General features: G+C 55.9%; 20 protein-coding genes and 1 tRNA gene. 13 read left to right on the top strand and 8 right to left on the bottom strand.

Features of this window, described 5'->3' with window-relative positions; genetic code table 11:
* Positions 1-6 precede the first annotated feature (6 nt).
* The 3 genes from Q3970_RS01655 (at position 7) to ftnA (ending at position 5,383) form a co-directional block, all read left to right on the top strand.
* Positions 7-3,276 carry an efflux RND transporter permease subunit gene (locus Q3970_RS01655; RefSeq protein WP_303098872.1) on the top strand — a complete coding sequence of 1,090 codons (3,270 nt, stop codon included), beginning with the start codon at positions 7-9 and terminating at the stop codon, positions 3,274-3,276.
* A 2-nt stretch (positions 3,277-3,278) separates the two neighbouring features.
* The gene (locus Q3970_RS01650) at positions 3,279-4,715 is read left to right on the top strand and encodes an efflux transporter outer membrane subunit (RefSeq protein WP_303098871.1); all 1,437 of its coding nucleotides are present in this window, start codon (positions 3,279-3,281) and stop codon (positions 4,713-4,715) included.
* Between the two features lie 170 nt (positions 4,716-4,885).
* Entirely contained in the window at positions 4,886-5,383 is a 498-nt protein-coding gene (gene ftnA / locus Q3970_RS01645) for a non-heme ferritin (RefSeq protein ID WP_303098870.1), read from the top strand.
* 273 nt (positions 5,384-5,656) lie between these two features.
* Here the strand turns inward: ftnA and Q3970_RS01640 are convergent, their stop codons facing one another.
* Positions 5,657-6,499 carry a class I SAM-dependent methyltransferase gene (locus Q3970_RS01640; protein WP_303098869.1) on the bottom strand — a complete coding sequence of 281 codons (843 nt, stop codon included), beginning with the start codon at positions 6,497-6,499 and terminating at the stop codon, positions 5,657-5,659.
* A 340-nt stretch (positions 6,500-6,839) separates the two neighbouring features.
* Entirely contained in the window at positions 6,840-7,616 is a 777-nt protein-coding gene (locus tag Q3970_RS01635; protein WP_303098868.1) for a ferredoxin--NADP reductase, read from the bottom strand.
* Positions 7,617-7,779: 163 nt separating this feature from the next.
* Here Q3970_RS01635 and lspA point away from each other — a divergent pair, with 163 nt between their 5' ends.
* Positions 7,780-8,289, top strand: a complete 510-nt coding sequence (gene lspA, locus Q3970_RS01630; protein WP_303098867.1) for a signal peptidase II — start codon at positions 7,780-7,782, stop codon at positions 8,287-8,289.
* 37 nt (positions 8,290-8,326) lie between these two features.
* The gene (gene ispH, locus Q3970_RS01625) at positions 8,327-9,280 is read left to right on the top strand and encodes a 4-hydroxy-3-methylbut-2-enyl diphosphate reductase (RefSeq protein WP_303098895.1); all 954 of its coding nucleotides are present in this window, start codon (positions 8,327-8,329) and stop codon (positions 9,278-9,280) included.
* 84 nt (positions 9,281-9,364) lie between these two features.
* Here ispH and rfbD read toward each other — a convergent pair whose 3' ends face one another.
* The 4 genes from rfbD to rfbB all read right to left on the bottom strand — a co-directional run bounded on the left by rfbD (position 9,365) and on the right by rfbB (position 12,936).
* On the bottom strand, positions 9,365-10,231 hold the full coding sequence (rfbD, locus tag Q3970_RS01620; protein ID WP_303098866.1) for a dTDP-4-dehydrorhamnose reductase: 867 nt from the start codon (positions 10,229-10,231) through the stop codon (positions 9,365-9,367).
* Complete coding sequence (gene rfbC, locus Q3970_RS01615; protein WP_303098865.1) at positions 10,228-10,764, bottom strand: dTDP-4-dehydrorhamnose 3,5-epimerase; 537 nt, start codon at positions 10,762-10,764, stop codon at positions 10,228-10,230. The genes rfbD and rfbC overlap by 4 nt, the downstream gene beginning before the upstream one ends.
* A 111-nt stretch (positions 10,765-10,875) precedes the next feature.
* The gene (gene rfbA, locus Q3970_RS01610; protein ID WP_303098864.1) at positions 10,876-11,754 is read right to left on the bottom strand and encodes a glucose-1-phosphate thymidylyltransferase RfbA; all 879 of its coding nucleotides are present in this window, start codon (positions 11,752-11,754) and stop codon (positions 10,876-10,878) included.
* A gap of 96 nt (positions 11,755-11,850) precedes the next feature.
* Positions 11,851-12,936: a dTDP-glucose 4,6-dehydratase gene (gene rfbB, locus Q3970_RS01605; RefSeq protein WP_303098863.1), complete on the bottom strand. Its 1,086-nt coding sequence runs from the start codon at positions 12,934-12,936 to the stop codon at positions 11,851-11,853.
* 196 nt (positions 12,937-13,132) lie between these two features.
* Between rfbB and Q3970_RS01600 the strand changes: the two genes are divergently transcribed.
* The 3 genes from Q3970_RS01600 to Q3970_RS01590 all read left to right on the top strand — a co-directional run bounded on the left by Q3970_RS01600 (position 13,133) and on the right by Q3970_RS01590 (position 15,227).
* A complete protein-coding gene (locus tag Q3970_RS01600) occupies positions 13,133-13,723 on the top strand; it encodes a LemA family protein (protein WP_085365136.1) in 591 nt (196 codons plus the stop codon).
* Positions 13,724-13,833: 110 nt separating this feature from the next.
* Positions 13,834-14,718 (top strand): YgcG family protein, encoded by an 885-nt coding sequence (locus Q3970_RS01595; RefSeq protein WP_303098862.1) that lies wholly within the window; start codon positions 13,834-13,836, stop codon positions 14,716-14,718.
* On the top strand, positions 14,718-15,227 hold the full coding sequence (locus Q3970_RS01590; RefSeq protein ID WP_303098861.1) for a TPM domain-containing protein: 510 nt from the start codon (positions 14,718-14,720) through the stop codon (positions 15,225-15,227). The genes Q3970_RS01595 and Q3970_RS01590 overlap by 1 nt, the downstream gene beginning before the upstream one ends.
* Before the next feature lie 123 nt (positions 15,228-15,350).
* Here Q3970_RS01590 and Q3970_RS01585 read toward each other — a convergent pair.
* Positions 15,351-15,435: transfer RNA gene (locus Q3970_RS01585), tRNA-Leu, on the bottom strand.
* A 425-nt stretch (positions 15,436-15,860) separates the two neighbouring features.
* On the opposite strand from Q3970_RS01585, the gene Q3970_RS01580 reads away from it, so the two are divergent.
* From Q3970_RS01580 to Q3970_RS01565, 4 genes are all read left to right on the top strand, one after another.
* Complete coding sequence (locus tag Q3970_RS01580; protein WP_303098860.1) at positions 15,861-16,520, top strand: SCO family protein; 660 nt, start codon at positions 15,861-15,863, stop codon at positions 16,518-16,520.
* Between the two features lie 76 nt (positions 16,521-16,596).
* A complete protein-coding gene (hisG, locus tag Q3970_RS01575) occupies positions 16,597-17,256 on the top strand; it encodes an ATP phosphoribosyltransferase (protein ID WP_303098859.1) in 660 nt (219 codons plus the stop codon).
* A gap of 28 nt (positions 17,257-17,284) precedes the next feature.
* Positions 17,285-18,562, top strand: a complete 1,278-nt coding sequence (locus tag Q3970_RS01570) for an NYN domain-containing protein (protein WP_303098858.1) — start codon at positions 17,285-17,287, stop codon at positions 18,560-18,562.
* A gap of 30 nt (positions 18,563-18,592) precedes the next feature.
* Positions 18,593-18,955: an MmcQ/YjbR family DNA-binding protein gene (locus Q3970_RS01565; protein WP_303098857.1), complete on the top strand. Its 363-nt coding sequence runs from the start codon at positions 18,593-18,595 to the stop codon at positions 18,953-18,955.
* A gap of 322 nt (positions 18,956-19,277) precedes the next feature.
* Here Q3970_RS01565 and Q3970_RS01560 read toward each other — a convergent pair whose 3' ends face one another.
* The gene (locus Q3970_RS01560) at positions 19,278-20,288 is read right to left on the bottom strand and encodes a zinc-binding alcohol dehydrogenase family protein (protein ID WP_303098856.1); all 1,011 of its coding nucleotides are present in this window, start codon (positions 20,286-20,288) and stop codon (positions 19,278-19,280) included.
* Positions 20,289-20,449: 161 nt separating this feature from the next.
* On the opposite strand from Q3970_RS01560, the gene Q3970_RS01555 reads away from it, so the two are divergent.
* Entirely contained in the window at positions 20,450-20,797 is a 348-nt protein-coding gene (locus Q3970_RS01555) for a helix-turn-helix domain-containing protein (RefSeq protein WP_303098855.1), read from the top strand.
* Positions 20,798-20,890: the final 93 nt, after the last annotated feature.

Here is a 20,890-nt window from a genome sequence, read left to right as displayed (position 1 = left end):
TGATACATGGCTAAGTTTTTTATCGACCGCCCCATTTTTGCTTGGGTAATCGCGATTTTCGTGATTATTGCCGGTGTAATCGGTATCCGGAGCCTGCCGGTATCACAATACCCCTCTGTGGGCGCCCCCACCATCACGTTGACCGCCACTTATCCGGGCGCATCGGCACAGGTTATGGAAGACAGCGTTCTGGCCGTTATTGAACGCAACATGAACGGTGTGGAGGGCTTGGACTATATGACCACCAATGCCACATCCAGCGGCAGCGGCACGGTCAGCCTGACCTTTACGCCTGAAACCGATGAAGATCTGGCGCAGGTTAACGTTCAGAACAAACTTTCCGAAGTGGAGGCGCTGCTGCCTTCTACCGTGCAGCAGAACGGTATTACCGTGTCCAAATCGCGTTCCAACTTCCTGATGGTATTGATGATGTCGTCGGACACCATGGACACGGAAGATATTGCCGACTATGTGGAACGCAACATCAAACCTGAAATCCAGCGGGTTGACGGTGTGGGTGAAGCGCGCCTGTTCGGTTCGCAGCGGGCCATGCGTGTTTGGGTTGATCCGAAAAAACTGCAAAACTACAACCTTTCTTTTGCAGACATTTCTTCGGCCATCAGCGCGCAAAATGCCCAGCTTGCCGTAGGCTCGATGGGCGCGCTTCCCTCTGTGGCGGGGCAGACTATCGCCGCCACCATTACTGCGCAGGGGCAGATGAGCACGCCGGAAGAATTCGGGGGCATCGTTCTGCGTTCTACAACGGGCGGTGCCAACGTTTATCTGCGTGATGTGGCCAAAATCGAACTGGGCAGTGAAACCTACGCTGCGAGCACCCGTTTGAACGGCCGTCCTTCGGTGGGTATGGCGGTTATGCTGTCCAACAAGGGTAACGCCATGGCCACGGCCACGGCCGTGCGCGAAAAGATGGAGCAGCTCCAACGCTATTTTCCGGGAGATATGAAATGGGCGGCTCCTTACGATACTTCCAAGTTTGTGAGCATTTCCATCGAAAAAGTGGTGCAGACCCTGGTTGAAGCCATTGTGCTGGTGTTTATCGTGATGTTCCTGTTTCTGCAAAACATCCGGTATACCCTGATTCCCACCATTGTGGTGCCGATTTCGCTGCTGGGTGCGTTCGCTTCGATATGGTATTTGGGCATGTCGATCAACGTGCTGACCATGTTCGCAATGGTTTTGGTTATCGGTATCGTGGTGGACGATGCCATTGTGGTGGTGGAAAACGTCGAGCGGATTATGGCCTCGGAAGGGCTTTCTCCGGTGGAAGCCACCAAGAAGGCAATGAGCCAGATTTCCGGCGCGGTTATCGGCATTACCGCCGTACTGATTTCGGTGTTTGTGCCGCTGGCGATGTTCAGCGGGGCAACGGGTAATATTTACCGCCAGTTTGCCGTAACCATGGCGATTGCGATTGCATTTTCGGCATTTTTCGCACTCACGCTCACGCCCGCATTGTGCGCATCTATGCTCAAAGCGATTCCCAAAGGCCACCACGAAGAGAAAAAAGGCTTTTTCGGCTGGTTTAACCGCAAGTTTTCAGACGGCACCCACCGTTATGAGGGCTGGGTTGCCAAACTGCTGCGCAAATCCGCCCGCATGATGGCGGTGTATGTGGCGCTGGCCGCCGTGGCCGGGCTGCTGTTCGTGCGCATTCCCACCTCTTTCCTGCCTTCCGAAGACCAAGGCAGTGTGATGATGATGGTGCAGCTTCCTTCCGGCGCGACCAAAGAGCGTACCGATGCAACTTTGGCCGTGGCCAACCAAGTGATTATGTCGATGCCCGAGGTGGAAAGCTTTATCGGCGTGTCAGGCTTCAGTTTTTCCGGATCGGGGCAGAATATGGGTTTCGGCTTCGTTACCCTGAAAGACTGGAGCGAGCGTACTGCTCCGGGAAGCGATGCCACTTCGGTGGCGGGTAAGATTACCGGTGCACTGATGGGCAGCGTACGCGACGGTTTTGCCATTGTGATGAATCCGCCTGCCATCATGGAGCTGGGCACCAGCTCCGGTTTTGAAATGTACCTGCAGGATCGGAACAACAGCGGCCACGAAGCCCTGTTGGCAAAGCGTAATGAGCTGATTGCCAAAATGCGCCAAAACCCGATGTTCGATGCCAGCCAGGTGCGTGCCTCAGGCTTGGAAGACGCGCCCCAGTTGAAAATCGAAATCGACCGTCAGGCGGCGGCGGCGCAAGGCATTGACTTTTCCAATATCCGGACGGCATTGGGCACGGCATTGGGTTCGTCTTACATCAACGACTTCCCCAACAACGGCCGTCTGCAGCGCGTGATTGTTCAGGCCGATGCCGCTGCGCGTATGCAGCCTGCCGATATTCTCGCCCTGCCTGTTTCCAACAATGAGGGAACGGTTATGCCGCTCTCTACCGTTGCCACCGCAGAATGGCAGAACGGCATGGAGCAGAGCGTGCGTTTCAACGGCTATCCCGCCATGGAGATTTCGGGTGCGGCCGCTACGGGTTATTCCTCCGGCGAAGTGATGGCCGAAGTGCAGAAAATGGTGGACGAAATGGGCGGCTACAGCCTCGAATGGGGCGGCCAGTCGCGCGAGGAAGCCAAAGGCAGCTCGCAAACCATCATGCTTTATACGTTTGCCATTCTGGCCGTGTTTTTGGTGCTGGCGGCTCTGTATGAAAGCTGGTCGATTCCGCTGGCGGTCATTCTGGTGGTGCCGCTGGGTTTCTTGGGTGTGGTGCTGGGCGTAACGGGGCGCAACCTGACCGGCAGCCTGTTCGGCATGCCTCCGTCTTACCTCAACGATATTTACTTCCAAGTCGGCCTGATCACCGTTATCGGCCTGAGTGCGAAAAATGCCATTCTGATTATTGAATTTGCCAAAGACCTGCAGGCTCAGGGCAAGAGTGCGCTGGAAGCTGCGCTGGCTGCCGCCCACCTGCGTTTCCGCCCGATTATCATGACCTCGTTTGCCTTTATTTTGGGCGTGGTGCCGCTGTATATCGCATCGGGTGCAAGCTCGGCCAGCCAGCGCGCCATCGGCACCACCGTGCTGTGGGGTATGTTGATCGGTACGGTTTTATCGGTATTTCTGGTGCCGCTGTTTTATGTAGTGGTGCGCAAATTCTTTAAAGACACCAAACGCCAGCAGGAGCATGCCAAGCTGCACGCTGCCGAAGCGGGCATGACGCCCGATTTGGTAGACAAATATGTAGCCGAGGCGGAAGAGGGCGCCCATCTGAGCGAAGAAGAAAAACGCGCCCTGCACGACGATAAGGATTAAGCATGAAAAAAACAAATTTCAAACCTGTTTTGAGTGCCGTGGCGGCTGCGGCGGTATTGTCGGCCTGCGCCATGATCCCGCGGTATGAGCAGCCGCAGGTCAGCGTGCCGGAAAGCTTCAAATACGACACTTATCCCGGCAACGGCATTCAGGCGGCCTCTTTGGGCTGGCAGGATTATTTTGCCGACCCCCGCCTGCACCGCCTGATTGAAACCGCGTTGGCACGCAATACCGATTTGCGCAGCGCCACACTTAATGCCGAAGCCCTGCGCAAACAGTATATGATCCAGCGTGCAGACCTGCTGCCCGGCATCAATGCGACAGGCAGCGGCCAGCGCGGCAGATCGGCACGCGATTTGAGTGTTTCCGGCCAATCTTCGGTGTCTTCGCAATACAGTGTGGGCCTGGGGGTAACTTCGTATGAGCTGGACCTGTTCGGCAGGGTGCGGAGCAATACCGAAGCCGCGCTGCAAAATTATTTCAACAGCGCCGCCACCCGCGATGCCGCCCATCTGACGCTGGTGGCTTCGGTGGCCAAGGCTTATTTCAACGAGCGTTATGCCGAAGAAAGTATGAAGCTGGCGCAGAACGTGTTGAAAACCCGCGAGCAGACCTACAAACTTACCCGGTTGAAACATAACGCAGGCGTAGTTTCCGCTGTAGACCTGCGCCAGCAGGAAGCCCTGATTGAATCGGCCAAGGCCGACTATGCTTCTGCCGTACAGGCCAAAGAGCAGGCGGCCAATGCACTGGCGGTGCTGATCAACCAGCCCGTTCCTGCCGGTCTGCCTGCCGGCCTGCCGTTGAACAAACAGTTTAAAATCAGCCGTCTGCCAGCAGGTTTAAGCTCCGAAGTAATGCTCAACCGCCCCGATATCCGTGCGGCGGAATATGCGCTCAAACAGGCAAATGCCAATATCGGTGCGGCACGGGCGGCGTTTTTTCCCAGCATCAGCCTTACCGGTACCATCGGTACCGGCTCCACCGAGCTGAACGGGCTGTTTAAGGGCGGCAACCGTACTTGGGCGTTTGTGCCGAGTATCAACCTGCCGATTTTCAACTGGGGCAGCAACAAGGCAAATCTGGATGCGTCCAAAATCCGCCGCCAGATTCAGGTGGTTAATTATGAAGCGGCCGTTCAGGCGGCATTCCGCGATGTTGCCGATGCATTGGTGGCGCGCGAGCAGCTCGATAAGAGCAATGAGGCACTGGCCAAGCAGAGCCGTGCCTACGGCGATGCCCGCCGCCTAATCAGCCTGCGCTACCGCCACGGCGTATCAAGCGCACTTGACCTGCTCGATGCCGAGCGCAGCAGTTATAGTGCCGATACCGCGCTGCTGGCCAACCAGCTCACCCGTCTGGAAAACCTTGCCGACCTGTATAAAGCCCTCGGCGGCGGATTGAAGCGTTACACGCAGGACGAAGGCACGGGGCAGTAAATTTATAATTTAAAACTTAGGCCGTCTGAAATGTTCAGACGGCCTAAGTTTATGTTAATAAAAGTTATTCCTATTTATAACAATAAGGCGTTATGTTAGGATAAAGCCGCTGTCCGAAAACGGCATTCGCTTTTTCTACAGACTTTGAAACTTAAAGGAGAACGGTAGCCATGTTGTCTTCCAGCATTATCAAGCATCTGAATGAACAGCTGAATTTGGAATTCTATTCTTCCAACGTATATTTGCAGATGTCTGCATGGGCCGATTACAAAGGCTTTGAAGGCGCTGCGGGATTTTTAAAAGCCCATGCCGCCGAAGAGATGCAGCATATGCAGCGTTTGTTTGATTATTTGAGCGAAACCGGAACCATGCCCGAAATCGGCGCGATTCAGGCACCCAAATCGGATTATTCGGGGTTGAAAGAGCTGTTTGAAACGGTTTACGAACACGAAAAAATGATTACCGGCAAAATCAACCGGCTGGTAGAGGTTACTTTGGAAGAAAAAGATTTTTCTTCGTTTAACTTCCTTCAGTGGTATGTTGCCGAACAGCACGAAGAAGAGCGCCTGTTTAAATCGATTTTAGATAAAATCAATCTGGTGGGGGATGACGGCAAAGGCCTTTACCATGTCGATAAAGATTTGGCCGCCATGACCGCCGGTGCCTGAAACCACAACATATGAAATTTTTGAAGGCCGTCTGAAAGCGTTTTGTTTCAGACGGCCTTCGGTGTTTTTATGGCGGGTTCAAACTTGTTTGAACCCGCCATATACAGGCTTCGGGTTGTAAGTGAGACAAAATAAAAAATAAGGTGCCGCCGGAACCGCAAGCCGGTGCAGGTGGTATGAAACCGGTTCTGCTGCCGCCTTCCTGGTTTGCACAACCGTCTTCTTCAAACCGGGGCGGAGCAGTGCCTGCCCCGTTTTTATGCGGATTTATTTTCAGGCTGCCTGAGGCTGCCGTAAAACAACATGCACCACGCGCTGGTCGCCGTTTTCCCTTGCCCAGCGCAGCCGGTAAAGCTGTCGTGCAAACCAAGGATAACGGTGCAGGCAGATGTCTGTCAGGCCGCCCACATCGGCAACACGAAGTCTGCTGTGGTAGCTTTCGATTATCTTCATGTCTTTCGGTGCCCAACGGAATTCAGGAGCATCACCGCCGTCTATTTTCCGAAGGGCGTCGTGCCGGCGGGCGTGCCGCAAGAGCAGGGGGGGAATCGAATCGAAAACTGCCTCGGCATGGCCGAGCCGTTCGGCCAGCATAACGAAAAAACGCCGCACCTCATCTTCATCAAAGTACATCAGTACGCCTTCCAGCAGCACCAATACCGGCTTGCCGTGTGCCGCAACGGTTTCTGTCCAGTCTGCGTCAAACAGCGAACCCTCCAGATAAAAGTTACCCGACGGCGGCAGCAGTGCGGTGCGTATCTGCATCATTTCAGGCAGATCCAAGTCATACCAAGCGGTAACGGGAGGTTTGCCCAAACGCTCGTAACGTGCGTCCAGACCGCAGCCCAACTGGATAACGACAGCGTCGGGGTATCGCTCGAGAAAACGGCGCGCATGGTTGTCAATTAAGGCTGCCCTGGCACAGCAGCCCACCTGAGACATTACCGCTTTTTCAAATTTGGAAAAATCATAATCGATCACAGCCAGCAGCCGTGCAGCCTCTGCATCCCGCAACAGGGCATCATCCGTACGGGCATACTCCACCCCTTTCGCCCACAAGGTGATCAGTGCAGTTTCAGGCAGCTTGTTCAGGTTAAGGAACGTTTTTTCAGACATACAGCCTCCTGGCAATATCCCGATTCGGCAGGAATCGGGGCGGAACCATGGGCATAAACCGTTACGGCAGGTGCTTGGGGCAAGAGTGATATGCATAGGCCGGCCTTGCCGCATCCGTACAGTTTTCGGCTTGCTGCCACCTCATCCGTAAAATTAATAATTAAGAACAATATTGATTATTAATTAATTTTATTTTTAAGAGTGTAAGCGGAATGAAAAATGAAGAAAACGATACCGGCCGTGTTGATAGGCAGGGATCTCTGCCAAATCCGTTAAGGCCGTCTGAGAACATTGAAATCTTTCAGACGGCCTGTTTTATTGTGCGTTCGGCGGAACGGGGTTAAAACCCGTTTTCCATCATAATCTGCCCCGGCACGCGGTTGCGGTGCATGGCGAAACCCATATCAAGCAGGGTTTGGAAAGTGTCTTTTACCATAGCGGGGTTGCCGCAGATCATAAAGCGCGTGTTTTTCGGAGTGAACGGCCTGCCCGCGGCGGCGGCCAGTTCGCCGCTTTTCAGAAGTTCGGGCAGGCGTTTGTTTAGCGTGCCTGCCGCCTGGTCGCGGGTGAGCACGGGCAGGAAGGTGAGTTTGCGGAAATATCCGCCCACCAGCGGGTGGTTTTGCAAATCGGCGATGCGGCGGTTGAAAACCAGCTCGCCGGCATAGGAAACAGAGTGCGCCAGTACCAGGCTGTCGAAACGCTGCCAGATTTCGGGCTGTTCCAATACCGACAAAAACGGCGCGATGCCCGAGCCGGTGCAGAGCATCACCAAATCTTTGCCGTCGGGGAAGCGTTCGGGCAGCAGAAAGCCGGTGGCGGTTTTGTCGAGCAGCACGGTGTCGCCGTTTTGCAGCGCGGCAAGCTTGGCCGACATCGGGCCGTTTTCGATCAGCACGGCAAAATATTCGAGCGTGTCGGCATATTCGGCAGACATCACCGAATAGGCGCGCCAGATAAAGCCGGCGCCGTCGCGGAAACCCAGCCGTGAAAACTGCCCGGCCGAGAAGCGGTAGCTTTCGGGGCGGGTGATGGCAAACGTCATCAGCTTGGGCGTGTGGCGTTCTATCCATAAAACGGTTTCTTCGGTATATCTGGCTTCGGGGGCGGCGCTCATGTTTGACCTTAATGTTTTCAGACGGTCTGAATTATACCGAAAGGCCGTTTGAAAAGGGGTTAAGAAAACCGGTGCCTGCTGCGCCGTTTGCGCAATTTAACCCCGCTTGCAGATGATTCGGGTAAAATACCGCTTTTTAAATTTTGCTTGTTTCCCCACACACATGAGTGCCCGAAAATCCTCCAAAACCAAATACTGGCTTTTGGCAGCTGCTGCCATCGTGCTTGATCAGATTACTAAAACAGCCGTTTTACAGCATTTTCAATTTGCAGAACGTTTAAACATTATCCCCGGTTTTTTTGATTTGACGCTGGTGTTCAATACCGGTGCGGCGTTCAGCTTTCTGGCCAGTGCGGGCGGCTGGCAGAAATATTTCTTTCTTGCCTTGGCGGCCGTAATCAGCTTTTATCTTGCCCGCGCGATTGTGAAGGACGACTTCGGCCCGTGGGGGAAATGGGGTGCGGCCATGGTAATCGGCGGTGCTTTCGGCAACGTGATCGACCGCCTGATGCACGGTCATGTGGTGGATTTTCTGCTGTTTTACTGGCAAAACTGGTTTTACCCCGCATTTAATGTCGCCGACAGCTTTATCTGCGTCGGCGCCGTTTTGCTGGTAATCGACGGCTTCAAACACAAGAAAGAAACACCTGAAAACGCCAAACAGGCCGTCTGAAACCTAAAAACCGCCTGCATCCGCACAAAGAAAACACATCATGACCCAGAAAACCATACTTTTAGCCAATCCGCGCGGTTTCTGCGCCGGCGTTGACCGCGCCATCAGCATTGTCGAGCGCGCCCTTGAAGAATTCGGCGCGCCTGTTTACGTGCGCCACGAAGTTGTGCACAACAAATTCGTGGTCGACAACCTGCGCGAAAAAGGCGCGGTTTTTATCGAAGACTTGGCCGACGTACCCGCTGGCGCCACGCTGATTTATTCCGCCCACGGCGTATCCAAAGCCGTGCAGGAAGAGGCAGCCGAGCGCGGCTTTCAGGTGTTTGACGCCACCTGTCCGCTGGTTACCAAAGTGCACAAAGAAGTGGCCCGCCTCGATGCGCAGGGCTACCAGATTATTATGATCGGCCATGCCGGCCACCCCGAAGTGGAAGGCACGATGGGGCAGCTTGCCGAAGGCAGCATGCTGCTGGTGGAAACCGTGGAAGACGTTGCCAATCTTGATGTGCGCGATGCCGGAAAACTCGCCCATGTGAGCCAGACAACCTTGTCGGTGGATGAAACCCGCGACATCATCGAAGCCCTGCAGGCACGTTTTCCGCATATCCGCAGCCCGCATAAGGAAGACATCTGCTACGCCACAACCAACCGCCAAGAAGCCGTGAAAGAGCTGGCGGCGCAATGCGACATTGTGATCGTGGTCGGCTCGCCCAACTCTTCCAACAGTAACCGCCTGCGCGAAGTGGCCGCCCTGCGCGGCGTGGACGCCTATATGGTGGACAATGCGGGCTATCTGAAACGCGAATGGTTCGAGGGTAAAAACAGCGTGGGCGTAACTGCCGGAGCATCCGCTCCCGAAGTGCTGGTGAAAGAAGTGATCGCCACGATTCAGGGCTGGGGGCACGAAACCGTGCGCGAAGGCGGCGGGGCGGAAGAGAATATTGTGTTTGTGCTGCCTAAAGCATTGAGGAAGGAACAGCCGCAGAAATGATTTTGATGTATCTTGATATAAACTCAGGCCGTCTGAAACTGTTCAGACGGCCTTTCGCTTTTTTCGCCGACCGGCGTCCGGCGTTTATCCGGCCGATTGCCCGATCACTTTGCTTAAAGCTTTTTGCCAGTCGGATGGGGAGATATCCAACCCGGTGCGGATTTTATTGCAGTCGAGCACGCTGTATGACGGGCGCGGTGCGGGGGTGGGATAGGCTTCGGTGTCGATGGCGTGCAGCACGGGGGCTTTGAAATCCGGGTTGTGGTCGGAGGCCGTCTGAAAAATACGTTCGGCAAACTCATACCAGCTTACGGGTGAATCGCCGCAGAAGTGGTAGATGCCGCGCGGTGCGGCGGGGCGGCGGAGTATGTCGATCATGGCTTGTGCCAAATCGCCGGCGTAGGTGGGGTTGCCGGTTTGGTCGCTCACCACCGAAAGCTCGTTGCGCTCGGCGGCCAAGCGCAACATGGTTTTGACGAAATTATTGCCGTATTCGCTGAACACCCATGCAGTGCGGATTATCACGCTGTCGGGGTGGGCGGCCAGCGCGAGCAGTTCGCCTGCGAGTTTGGATTTGCCGTAAACGCTCGCGGGTTCGGGCAGAGAGGTTTCGGTATAGGGTGTTTTGCTGTGCCCGCTGAAAACGTAATCGGTAGAAATATGGATAAAGCGGGCTTTTACCGCAAGGGCGGCGGAGGCGAGGTTGTGTACGGCCGTGCCGTTTACCGTAAAAGCTTTATCGCTCTCGCTTTCGGCCTTGTCGACGGCGGTGTAGGCGGCGGCGTTTACGATGGCGTCGGGCTGGAAGCTTTTGGCCATGTTCAGCACGGCGGCGGCATCGGTGATGTCGAGCGTGGCCGAATCGGCGGCGATGATTTCCCAGTTTTCGGGCAGGCGGTCTTTGAAGCAGCGGCCGAGCTGGCCTTTGGAGCCGGTAAGCAGAATTCTCATTTAAACAGTTCCTCCAGGGTTTTGCCTTGCTGGTCTTTAGCGGAGAGCAGCGGGTTTTGCAGCGGCCAGTCGATGCCGACGGCGGGGTCGTTCCAAATCAGGCAGCCTTCGGCTTTGGGGTTGTAGAAATCGGTGCATTTGTATTCGAAGTCGGCGGTATCGCTCAATACGGCGAAGCCGTGGGCAAGGCCGGGGGGGATCCAAAACTGGGTTTTGTTTTCTTCGTTGAGAATCACGCCCGCCCATTTGCCGAAAGTGGGGGAGTCGGGGCGGATGTCTACGGCCACGTCGAACACTTCGCCGCGCACGCAGCGCACCAGTTTTCCCTGAGGGTTTTCGGTTTGGAAGTGCAGGCCGCGCAGCACGCCTTTTTGCGAGCGAGAGTGGTTGTCTTGCACGAAATCGGCTTCGATGCCGAGCATTTCGCGGTAGCGGTTTTTTTCGAAGGTTTCGAGAAAAAAGCCGCGCTCGTCGCCGAACACTTTGGGCTGGATGATTTTAACGTCGGGGATAACGGTATCGGTAATCTGCATGATACTCCGGATGAGAAAATATTTTCAGACGGCGTCATTATAAAGCAAACGGCAGGCCGTCTGAACGGGTTGGATCAAAATATTGTTAACAATTTTGTTCTGCGGGTATTTTTAAACGCGCGGGTGGTTTTCGAGCAGTTTTTGCAGGTATCGGCCGTAGCCGGTTTTGGCCAGCGGCTGAATGCAGGCTTCGAGCTGGTCGGCGGTCAACCAGCCTTTTTTAAAGGCGATTTCTTCCAAACAGGCCACTTTCAGGCCTTGGCGGCTTTCGATGGTGTGCACGAAATGGGCGGCTTCGAGCAGGCTGTCGTGGGTGCCGGTGTCGAGCCAGGCAAAGCCGCGGCCGAGCAGCTCTACGTTCAGACGGCCTTGGGCGAGATAAGTTTGGTTGACATCGGTGATTTCCAGCTCGCCGCGCGGCGAGGGGCGGATCTGTTTGGCGATTTGGATAACGTCGTTGTCGTAGAAATACAGGCCGGTAACGGCGTAGTTGGATTTGGGTTTGGCGGGTTTTTCTTCGATGGAAACGGCTTTGAAGTTTTCGTCGAACTCGACCACGCCGAAGCGTTGGGGGTCGGCCACTTGGTAGCCGAACACGGTGGCGCCGTTTTCGCGTGAGACGGCGGCCGCGAGCTTGTTGCTGAAATGTTCGCCGAAATAGATGTTGTCGCCCAACACCAAACACACGCGGTCGTTGCCGATAAACTGTTCGCCGATGAGGAAGGCTTGCGCGAGGCCGTCGGGGCTGGGCTGGACGGCGTAGCTGATGCGGATGCCGAAGTCGCTGCCGTCGCCGAGCAGGCGTTGGTAGCCGCTCATGTCTTCCGGGGTGGAGATGACCAGCACGTCGCGGATGCCGGAGAGCATCAGCACCGAGAGCGGGTAGTAGATCATGGGTTTGTCGTAAACGGGCAGCAGTTGTTTCGACACGCCGCGGGTAATCGGGTAGAGGCGGGTGCCGGAGCCGCCGGCCAGAATAATGCCTTTCATGTTGTTCCTTTTATTTATTCTTTTCGTTGTTTTTCAGATGGCCTCGGGTATTCAAATGTTTGTGCGGTAACAGGCCGTCTGAAAACCATCTGTTTTTTATACCAGGCCCAAACGTTCGCCCTGATACGAGCCGTCGAGCACGGCCTGCCACCAGTTTTCGTTGTCCAAATACCATTGCACGGTTTTATGTATGCCGCTTTCAAAGGTTTCCTGCGGCTTCCAGCCCAAGTCGCGTGCGATTTTGGCGGCGTCGATGGCGTAGCGCACGTCGTGGCCGGGGCGGTCGGCAACGTGGGTGATCAGTTCGGCATACGATGCGATGCGGCCCGCCACGGCGGGGTTGCCGGCAACGGGGCGGATTTCGTCGAGAATGGCGCAGATGGTGCGCACCACGTCGATATTCTGCCGCTCGTTATGGCCGCCGATGTTGTAGCTTTCGCCGTTTTCGGCACGGGTGAACACCGTCCACAAGGCGCGGGCGTGGTCTTCCACATAGAGCCAGTCGCGGATTTGTTTGCCTTCGCCGTAAACGGGCAGGGGTTTGCCTGCCAAACAGTTCAGTATCATCAGCGGAATCAGCTTTTCGGGAAAGTGGTAGGGGCCGTAGTTGTTGGAGCAGTTGGTGAGCACTGCGGGCAGGCCGTAGGTGCGATGCCAGGCGCGCACGAGGTGGTCGCTGGAGGCTTTGCTGGCCGAATAGGGGCTGCTGGGCGCGTAGGGTGTGGTTTCGGTAAACAAATCGTCGGTGCCGTGCAGGTCGCCGAACACTTCGTCGGTGGAAATGTGGTGGAAGCGGAACTGCGGCTTGTCTTGTTCGGAGAGCGTGTTCCAATATTGGCGCGCGGCTTCGAGCAGGGTGTAGGTGCCGACGATGTTGGTTTCGATAAAGGCGGCGGGGCCGGTGATGCTGCGGTCGACATGGCTTTCGGCGGCCAGATGCAGCACGCCGCGCGGCCGGTGTTCGGCAAACAGCGCATCAAGTGCGGCGCGGTCGCAGATGTCGGTGTGCGAAAACATATAGCGCGGGTTGGCGGCCACGCTTTCCAGCGATTGCAGGTTGCCTGCGTAGGTGAGTTTGTCGATATTCACCACTTTGGTATCGGTGTTTTCAATCAGGTGGCGGATAAGTGCGGAGCCGATAAAGCCGGCGCCGCCGGTAACGAACACGGTGTTGTTTTGCATAGATAAATGTCAGCTGTTGATGTGATCGGCGGTAATTGTATCGGCAAACGGTTGAGGCGTACAACAACCGTTTGTCGCTCAGGGTTTTTCGGCAAGGTGCTTTTCTATATACTCCTAACATTTTCAGATTCAGACGGCCCCGATAATTTCAGGCCGTCTGAAACCCTTTAAATTATTTTTTTCACGGAGACTCCCCATGTTGAAAAAATGGCTGGCCATTATCGCCGTATTCACCTCGCTGTTCGCCCTTAACGGCTGCGGCTACAACACCATGCAAACGCAAGACGAGGCGGCCAATGCGGCTTGGTCGGAAGTGCTCAACCAATACCAGCGCCGTGCCGATTTGATTCCGAACCTGGTCAACACCGTTAAAGGTTACGCCAAACACGAAGAGCAGGTGCTCACCGAAGTTACCGCCGCGCGCAGCAAAGTAGGCAGCATCCAAATGACTGCCGACGACGCAACCAACGAAGAAAAGCTCAAGCAATACGCGCAGGCGCAGGGCGAATTGAGCAGCGCCCTGTCGCGCCTGCTGGTGGTTTCCGAAAACTACCCGCAGCTTAAAGCCGACCAAAACTTCCGCGACCTGCAAGCCCAGCTCGAAGGCACGGAAAACCGCGTTACGCTTGCGCGCAACAACTACATCAAAGCGGTGCAGACTTATAACACCACCCTGCGTCAGTTTCCGCAAAACATCACCGCCAAAATCTTCGGCATGAAAGCGCGCCCGCAGTTTACGGTTGAAAACGAAAAAGCCGTATCCACCGCGCCCAAAGTCGAGTTTTAACGTTTGGGCCGTCTGAAAGCATTTTTTGCCGGCACCGTCGGAGCAAAAGTTTTTCAGACGGCCTTACCGAGCCGGCAGGCCGTCTGAAAAAACGATTGGAAAGGAAAGCCATGCAATCCGTAATACAGCGAACCGGCGTTTTCGCCGTCATGCTGCTGGCCAGCGTGTGGCTGTTTGCCGCCGAGCTTGCCGCCGTGCCCCAGCTTACCGATCCCGTGATGGACACGGCGCAGATGATGCAGCCGCAGGCGCGGCAGGAACTCAACGCCCATCTGCTGCAATACAGCCGAGAAAAAGGCAGCCAGATTGTGGTGCTGACCGTGCCCAAAATCGAGCCGGAAACCCCGTTCGATTATTCTGCCCGCGTGATGGAGCAATGGAAAATCGGCCGCGCGGAACACAGCGACGGCGTGCTGCTGCTGTTGGTGCGCGACGAGCGCAAAACCCATCTGGCCGTAGGCCGCGGCCTGGAAGGCGCGATTCCCGACGTGTACGCCAAACGCATTCTTGAAGATGTTCTGCGCCCCTATCTGCGCGAAGGCAAAACCGACGAAGGCATCAGCGCCGCCGTGGTGCAGATTGAGAAACTGATTGCCGGCGAACAACTGCCGGAAGCGCAGAACGAAAGCAACGGGGAGGGCGGCGGCGACAGCCTGATTCTGCTGTTTATCCTGCCGTTTTTTGCCGGCGGCTTTTTTAAAGCCATCTTCGGGCGTACGCTGGGCAGCCTGCTTACCGGCGGCGTGATGTTCGGCATTGCCGTGCTGTTCGGCTGGGGGCTGGCAATCGGCGTGCTGGCCGCCGTGGTCGGTGCGGTGCTGGCCTTTATCATCGGCAGCGGGGCGTTTATTTCGGGAGGCGGCGGTTTCGGCGGAGGAGGCTTCAGTGGCGGTTCGCGCGGGGGTGGCGGCTGGAGCAGCGGCGGCTTCGGCGGAGGCGGTTTCAGCGGCGGCGGCGGCGGTTTCGGCGGCGGCGGCGCATCGGGAGGTTGGTAATGGAACAAAACAAATTCAAACGCTTATGGCAGCATTGGCTGCACCCGCGCGCCCGTGTCGAGCGGTATTTCCCCACCGCCGATTTGCAGCGCATCAGCCGCCATATCGGCGAATCCGAGCAGCACCACCAAGGGCAGATACGCTTTGTGGTCGAATCGCGCTACCCGAGTAGCGCCGTGTTGGGCGGCCTGCAACCCCGCACCCGTGCCTGGCAATGGTTCGGAGAGTTAGGCGTGTGGGATACCGAGCTTAATATCGGCGTGCTGGTGTATGTGTCGTTTGCCGACCATGCCGTCGAAGTGGCGGCCGACCGCGGCATCGCCGCCAAAGTGGGTGAAGAAGAATGGCGGCACGTTTGCGAAACCATGCGCGAAGCGTTTAAGCGCGGGGCGTTCATAGAAGGTTTGGAAAGCGGCCTGCAGGAAGTGAATGCCGTTTTAACCGAACATTTCCCGCGCAGCGGCAGTGCCGTTACTGACGACTTGCCGAACGATGTGGTAGTCAGATAGGGTTTGGGCCGTCTGAATGGAGAAAAGCTGCCGAAACATGGGGTTCGGCAGCTTCTTTCTTAAACGGATACCCGGAAATACAGCAGTTGTTGCGGGTAAAAAAACAACCGCCTGAAGCGGTTTTGGTGCCCAGGGTCGGACTCGAACCGACACACCTTGCGGCGGGGGATTTTGAGTCCCCTGCGTCTACCAATTTCGCCACCTGGGCAGGTGAAGAGGATGTTATTATAGTTGCAAAAAAAATTTTGTAAAGCATTGCCGAAATGATTTTTGCAGTCTGTTGAAAATAAATAAAATTAAAAAATCAGACCCTAGGGGCTGTCGACATTTAACCGACGAAGCGGTTTTTTGAGGCAAAAACCGCGTATGCAAGGCAAAAAGCGCAGCAAGGTTGAACACCTTGCGAGCATTTTAGCTTCGCAAGTCCGCTACGCTACCTAACGCCGCAGACGGGGTATTTTGGCCAAAAATACCGCCGTTGCGTCGAATGTCGACAGCCCCAGCCCCTAAGGCTTGGGTTTTTAGGAAAACATGTTTGTTTTGATTTGAAACAGACGCTTTTGCAACATAAATGCAGATAAACAGGGTAATATGGCCGTACAACTTTGTTCAAACCTGTTTCAGGAGTCTGCCATGTCCAAACATAACCTTCACCATTTTCTGTTTACCGTTGCTGCAGCGGCGTTGCTGGCAGGCTGCGGACCGCAGGAGGCCGCACCGTCAGACGCTTCGCAGCCCGCACCTGATAAAGCGTCTGCCGAAGTGGCTGCTGCGGCAGGTTTTCACGGTACCGATATGCGCAAAGAAGATATCGGCGGCGACTTCACTCTTACCGGCGGGGACGGCAAGCCGTTCAATTTAAGCAGCCTCAAGGGCAAGGCTGTGATTTTATCGTTCGGCTATACCCACTGTCCTGATGTCTGCCCGACCGAACTGCTTACATACAGCGATACGCTCAAGCAGCTCGGCAGTGATGCAGAAAATGTGGCGGTGGTGTTTGCCAGTGTCGATCCCGAACGCGACACGCCCGAGCTCATCGGCAAATATGTGAGGCAGTTCAACCCCGGCTTTATCGGCGTAACCGCTACTGAAGGTCAGGATTTGCCCATGATCAAGCAGCAATACCGCATCGTGTCGGCCAAAACCCAGCAGCAGTCCGAAAAGGTTTACCTGGTGGATCACTCCGCAGGCACCTATCTGCTCGACAAAAACGGAGAGGTGGCGGTGTTCGAGCCCTATGGCTATACTGCACAACAGATTGCCGACGATATCCGCATCTTGTTAAAATCTTAGCCGTCTGAATCAGGCCGTCTGAACAGGATTTCAGACGGCCTGAAAACCGTTATACCATCAATAATTCCCGACAAACATGCAAGAAAACCAATTGACAGTCGCCTTATCGAAAGGCCGTATTTTCGACGAAACCCTGCCGCTGCTGGCCGCCGCAGGTATCACGCCCGCAGAAAACCCCGAAAAATCGCGCAAGCTGATTATCGGAACCAACCGTCCCAATATCCGCCTGGTGATTGTACGCGCCAGCGACGTGCCTACTTATGTGCAATACGGGGCGGCCGATTTCGGCATTGCCGGAAAAGACGTATTGATCGAACACGGCGGCGACGGCCTTTACCGGCCGCTGGATTTGCAGATTGCCAAATGCCGCATGATGGTTGCCGTGCCTAAAGGTTTCGACTATGCCGCCGCCTCGCAGCCGGGCTGCCGCCTGCGCGTGGCCACCAAATATCCCGATACCGCCGCCGAATACTTCGCCGCCAAAGGCGTGCATGTAGACATCATCAAACTCTACGGTTCGATGGAACTCGCCCCGCTGGTGGGTTTGAGCGATGCCATTGTCGATTTGGTTTCTACCGGCGGCACGTTGAAAGCCAACAATCTCGAAGCAGTCGAACATATTTGCGATATTTCCAGTTGCTTGGTGGTAAACAAGGCGGCGCTGAAAGTGAAACACACGCTCATCCAGCCCGTAATCGATGCCTTTGCCGGCGCCGTCGCTGCAGGGGCCGTCTGAAGATAATTGAAGATAATTAAAGAAATCCATGAACATCACCGATAAAAAACTCGCTGTTTTAATCGATGCCGACAACGCCCCCGCCGACATCATCGATCGCCTGTTGGAAGAAATCGCCAAATACGGCATCGCCAGCGTCAAACGCATTTACGGCGACTGGAGCCACGGCCTTTCCAAATGGAAAGCCGCGCTTTTGCCGCATGCCATCGTACCCGTGCAGCAGTTTGCCTACACCAAAGGCAAAAACGCTACCGATATGGCGCTGGTTATCGATGCGATGGATCTGCTTTACAGCGGCAATTTCGACGGCTTCTGCATCGTATCCAGCGATTCCGACTTCACCCGCCTGGCCAGCCGCCTGCGCGAAAGCGGGCTGACCGTTTACGGTTTCGGCGAGAAGAAAACACCCGAAGCCTTCCGCAAAGCCTGCGACAAATTTGTGTACACCGAAATCTTCCGCCCCGAAAAGCAGCCTTCCGGCACACACAAAAACGGCGGCAAAGCCAAACCTTCGGCCGACAGCAGCGGCAGCGAAACCGACGCGCTCAAGCTCATCAAACGCGCCGTGCGCGAAAACGCCGACGATTTGGGCTGGGCAAATCTCGGCCCCATCGGCAGCTACATCAACAAAACCAACCCCGATTTCGACCCGCGCCTGTACGGCTTTGCCAAACTTTCCGAACTCATCAAATCCTTCGATATTTTCGAACACCGCACCGACAACAACCAGCTCCAAGTGCGCCGCAACGATAAAAACGGCAGGCCGTCTGAAAAAGAAAACAAGAGTGCCGATGCCGCCGTCCAAAACGAAAGCGACGTTCAGACGGCCTCGGGCGACAACAAACCGCAAAACGCTGCGCCCGACGCCAAACCCGCAGGACGCAACCGCAAACGTGCGCAACGCCAACCGGAAAACGCAACGCAGGACGGGCGGGACAGGCCGTCTGCAAACGGAAAACACGGTTCGCCGTCGGATACGGAAACCGCCGCACAACCCGCACACGCAGAAACCGCAGCCGCCCCCGAACCTGCCCGCAAGCCCGAGAAAACCAAAAACGGCAAACCCAAATTCAGCCGCGTGATTCCCCTCGTGCAGCAGGCCGTCGATGCCGTTGCCGATGCCGAAGGCTGGGCGCGCCTGAGCGACGTGTTGAAACAGCTCGCCGCGCAAATCAACCCGCACGACTACGGCTTCGACACCGACCGTGCCTTGGTGCACGCCATTTACAGCGACTGGCTGGAAATCAAGAAAGCAGGACGCGGCGAACGGGTGAAAGTGAACAAACGGTTTGTGAGCAAGGATTGAGGCCGTCTGAACCTCTTTGGAAGAACCGCCGTGAACCGACAAGCCGTACTCGATTATGCCGCCGAACGCTATCAAACCGAGCCTGTGTATCTGTGGGAAAAATACCCGGATTACGCCGTTTTGCGCCATGCCGAAAGCGGCAAGTGGTTTGCGGTGCTGATGGACATTGCCGCCGCCAGGCTCGGTTTGGACGGAAGCGGCGACATTCCGCTGATGAACGTGAAAGCCGCGCCCGATTTGGTGCAGACCCTGCGCGTGCAAACGGGTTTTCTGCCTGCCTACCATATGAATAAAACCCATTGGCTGAGCGTGCGGCTCGACGGTTCGGTAGATGGAGAAACGGTGAAAGCCTTGCTGGACGGCAGTTTTCTGCTCACGGACAAGTTTGGTTAAGATGCTGTTTCGGGCAGCAATGTGATTGGCCAGGCCGTCTGAAAATGTTCAGACGGCCTGACTCCGATATCCTATAAAACCGTGGTTTACCGGCTGACGGCAGTTTAATGGAGACCTTTGCACAATGGATGCCCGCCTGCGCGCGGTGGCGCAGCGGACTTGTGCAGCTAATGACGATTTTTAGTGTAGTCGTGGCTTATTGGCAGGAATTTTGAAAAGCCTCTGACTGCCCATCTTCAACAACCGTATTTTGTGTTTTTTCGTTCAATACAAAGATACAGACGGGCATCAGATCCACCCGATGCCTCCGTCTTGCAAGCGCTCAGGCCGACACCACCACCTTGCCCACCATATCGCCGCGTTCTACCATTTCATGCGCTTGGCGCAGGTTGGCCGCGGTGATGCCGCAGATTTCGCGCGTGAGCGTGCTACGGATTTTGCCGCTGTCGGCCAAGGCCGCGACTTCGGCCAGCAGCCTGCCCTGTTCGGCCATATCCGCGGTTTCGCGCACGGGGCGGGTGAACATGAATTCCCAATGCATCGACAGGCTTTTGCCTTTGAGCGGGTTGGCATCCAGCACGGCGGGGTCGTCGATCAGGGCGATGCGGCCCTGCGGCGCAATCAGCTCCACAATTTGCGGCAGGTGGCGGTCGGTGTGGTTGCTGGAAAACACAAACGCAGGCGCGCCGATGCCGAGGCCGGCAATTTGCTCTGCCATATTTTGATGATGGTTGATGACAAAATCCGCGCCCATTTCTTGACACCATGTCTGGCTTTCGGGGCGCGATGCGGTGGCAATCACGGTTAAATCCGTTAATTGTTTGGCAAGCTGCACGGCAATCGAGCCGACACCGCCCGCGCCGCCAATCATCACGAGCGCGTTAGCGGCACCGGCCACGGGCTTGCGCACATCCAAGCGGTCGAACAGCGTTTCCCAGGCGGTAATGGCGGTAAGCGGCAGCGCGGCGGCTTGGGCAAAATTCAGGCTGCGCGGCTTTTTCGCGGCGATGCGTTCGTCCACCGCCACACGTTCGGCATACGCGCCCTGACGGTTGATGGCACCGGCAAAATACACTTCGTCTCCTACCTGAAAATGCTGCACGCCGCTGCCGACCGCGGTGACCACACCTGCGGCATCCCAGCCGAGAATGCGGTGTACGCCCTCGGCGGGCCGGTGCGATGCACGCACTTTCACATCGGCCGGATTGACCGACACGGCACGCACGTCCACCAGAATATCGCGCTCGCGCAATTCGGGTTCGGGCAGCTCGATGTCGAGCAGGCTGTCGGGATTGGAAATCGGCAAGGGGCGGTTGAAACCGATGGCTTTCATGATAAGTCTCCACACAGGGTTGAAAAGACGCTATCATGCCGTCTGAAATGTTTTCGCACAAGAAGGCACTTATTTTTCAGATGGTTACTTAAAAGATACCTGCAACGGACACCTTCATTTTCAGACGGCCTTGTTGGCCGGCCAACCCAGGAAACGCAATTTTGAGCAAAATCCCGCACCAAACATTCGACTGCGCCGAAGGCTGCTCGGTGGAAGCCGCGCTGGCCGTCATCGGCGGCAAATGGAAAGGCACCATCCTCTACCGTCTGTTTGCCGACGAAGTGCTGCGCTTCAACGAAATCCGCCGCATCCTGCCCGACGTGTCGCAACGCACGCTCACCGCGCAACTGCGCGCGTTGGAACAAGACGGCATCATCAGCCGCACCGTTTACCCCGAAGTGCCGCCGCGCGTGGAATACCGCCTGACCGAATACGGCCAAACCCTGCACGAAGCGGTAACGGCGCTGAAGGCATGGGGCGATGCGCATAAACAGCGGAATTCAGCGTGATGCCTACCGCCGCAAACCTTTTTTCAGACGGCATGGATGGCTTAAAAAGCGTTACAATAAAGGCCGTCTGAAAAAATATTCCTCACATCCATA

The organism is Neisseria sp. (assembly GCF_030530745.1).
Taxonomy (GTDB): Bacteria; Pseudomonadota; Gammaproteobacteria; order Burkholderiales; family Neisseriaceae; genus Neisseria.
The sequence above is the reverse complement of the archived record's forward strand: the minus strand, read 5'-3'. Positions and strand labels throughout refer to the sequence as shown.

Bases quoted from the DNA above. Each gene is read 5' to 3' on its own strand.
- Q3970_RS01655 (WP_303098872.1), top strand. From the start codon at position 7: ATGGCTAAGTTTTTTATCGACCGCCCCATTTTTGCTTGGGTAATCGCG.
- Q3970_RS01650 (WP_303098871.1), top strand. From the start codon at position 3,279: ATGAAAAAAACAAATTTCAAACCTGTTTTGAGTGCCGTGGCGGCTGCG.
- ftnA (WP_303098870.1), top strand. From the start codon at position 4,886: ATGTTGTCTTCCAGCATTATCAAGCATCTGAATGAACAGCTGAATTTG.
- Q3970_RS01640 (WP_303098869.1), bottom strand. From the start codon at position 6,499: ATGTCTGAAAAAACGTTCCTTAACCTGAACAAGCTGCCTGAAACTGCA.
- Q3970_RS01635 (WP_303098868.1), bottom strand. From the start codon at position 7,616: ATGAGCGCCGCCCCCGAAGCCAGATATACCGAAGAAACCGTTTTATGG.
- lspA (WP_303098867.1), top strand. From the start codon at position 7,780: ATGAGTGCCCGAAAATCCTCCAAAACCAAATACTGGCTTTTGGCAGCT.
- rfbD (WP_303098866.1), bottom strand. From the start codon at position 10,231: ATGAGAATTCTGCTTACCGGCTCCAAAGGCCAGCTCGGCCGCTGCTTC.
- rfbC (WP_303098865.1), bottom strand. From the start codon at position 10,764: ATGCAGATTACCGATACCGTTATCCCCGACGTTAAAATCATCCAGCCC.
- rfbA (WP_303098864.1), bottom strand. From the start codon at position 11,754: ATGAAAGGCATTATTCTGGCCGGCGGCTCCGGCACCCGCCTCTACCCG.
- rfbB (WP_303098863.1), bottom strand. From the start codon at position 12,936: ATGCAAAACAACACCGTGTTCGTTACCGGCGGCGCCGGCTTTATCGGC.
- Q3970_RS01600 (WP_085365136.1), top strand. From the start codon at position 13,133: ATGTTGAAAAAATGGCTGGCCATTATCGCCGTATTCACCTCGCTGTTC.
- Q3970_RS01595 (WP_303098862.1), top strand. From the start codon at position 13,834: ATGCAATCCGTAATACAGCGAACCGGCGTTTTCGCCGTCATGCTGCTG.
- Q3970_RS01590 (WP_303098861.1), top strand. From the start codon at position 14,718: ATGGAACAAAACAAATTCAAACGCTTATGGCAGCATTGGCTGCACCCG.
- Q3970_RS01580 (WP_303098860.1), top strand. From the start codon at position 15,861: ATGTCCAAACATAACCTTCACCATTTTCTGTTTACCGTTGCTGCAGCG.
- hisG (WP_303098859.1), top strand. From the start codon at position 16,597: ATGCAAGAAAACCAATTGACAGTCGCCTTATCGAAAGGCCGTATTTTC.
- Q3970_RS01570 (WP_303098858.1), top strand. From the start codon at position 17,285: ATGAACATCACCGATAAAAAACTCGCTGTTTTAATCGATGCCGACAAC.
- Q3970_RS01560 (WP_303098856.1), bottom strand. From the start codon at position 20,288: ATGAAAGCCATCGGTTTCAACCGCCCCTTGCCGATTTCCAATCCCGAC.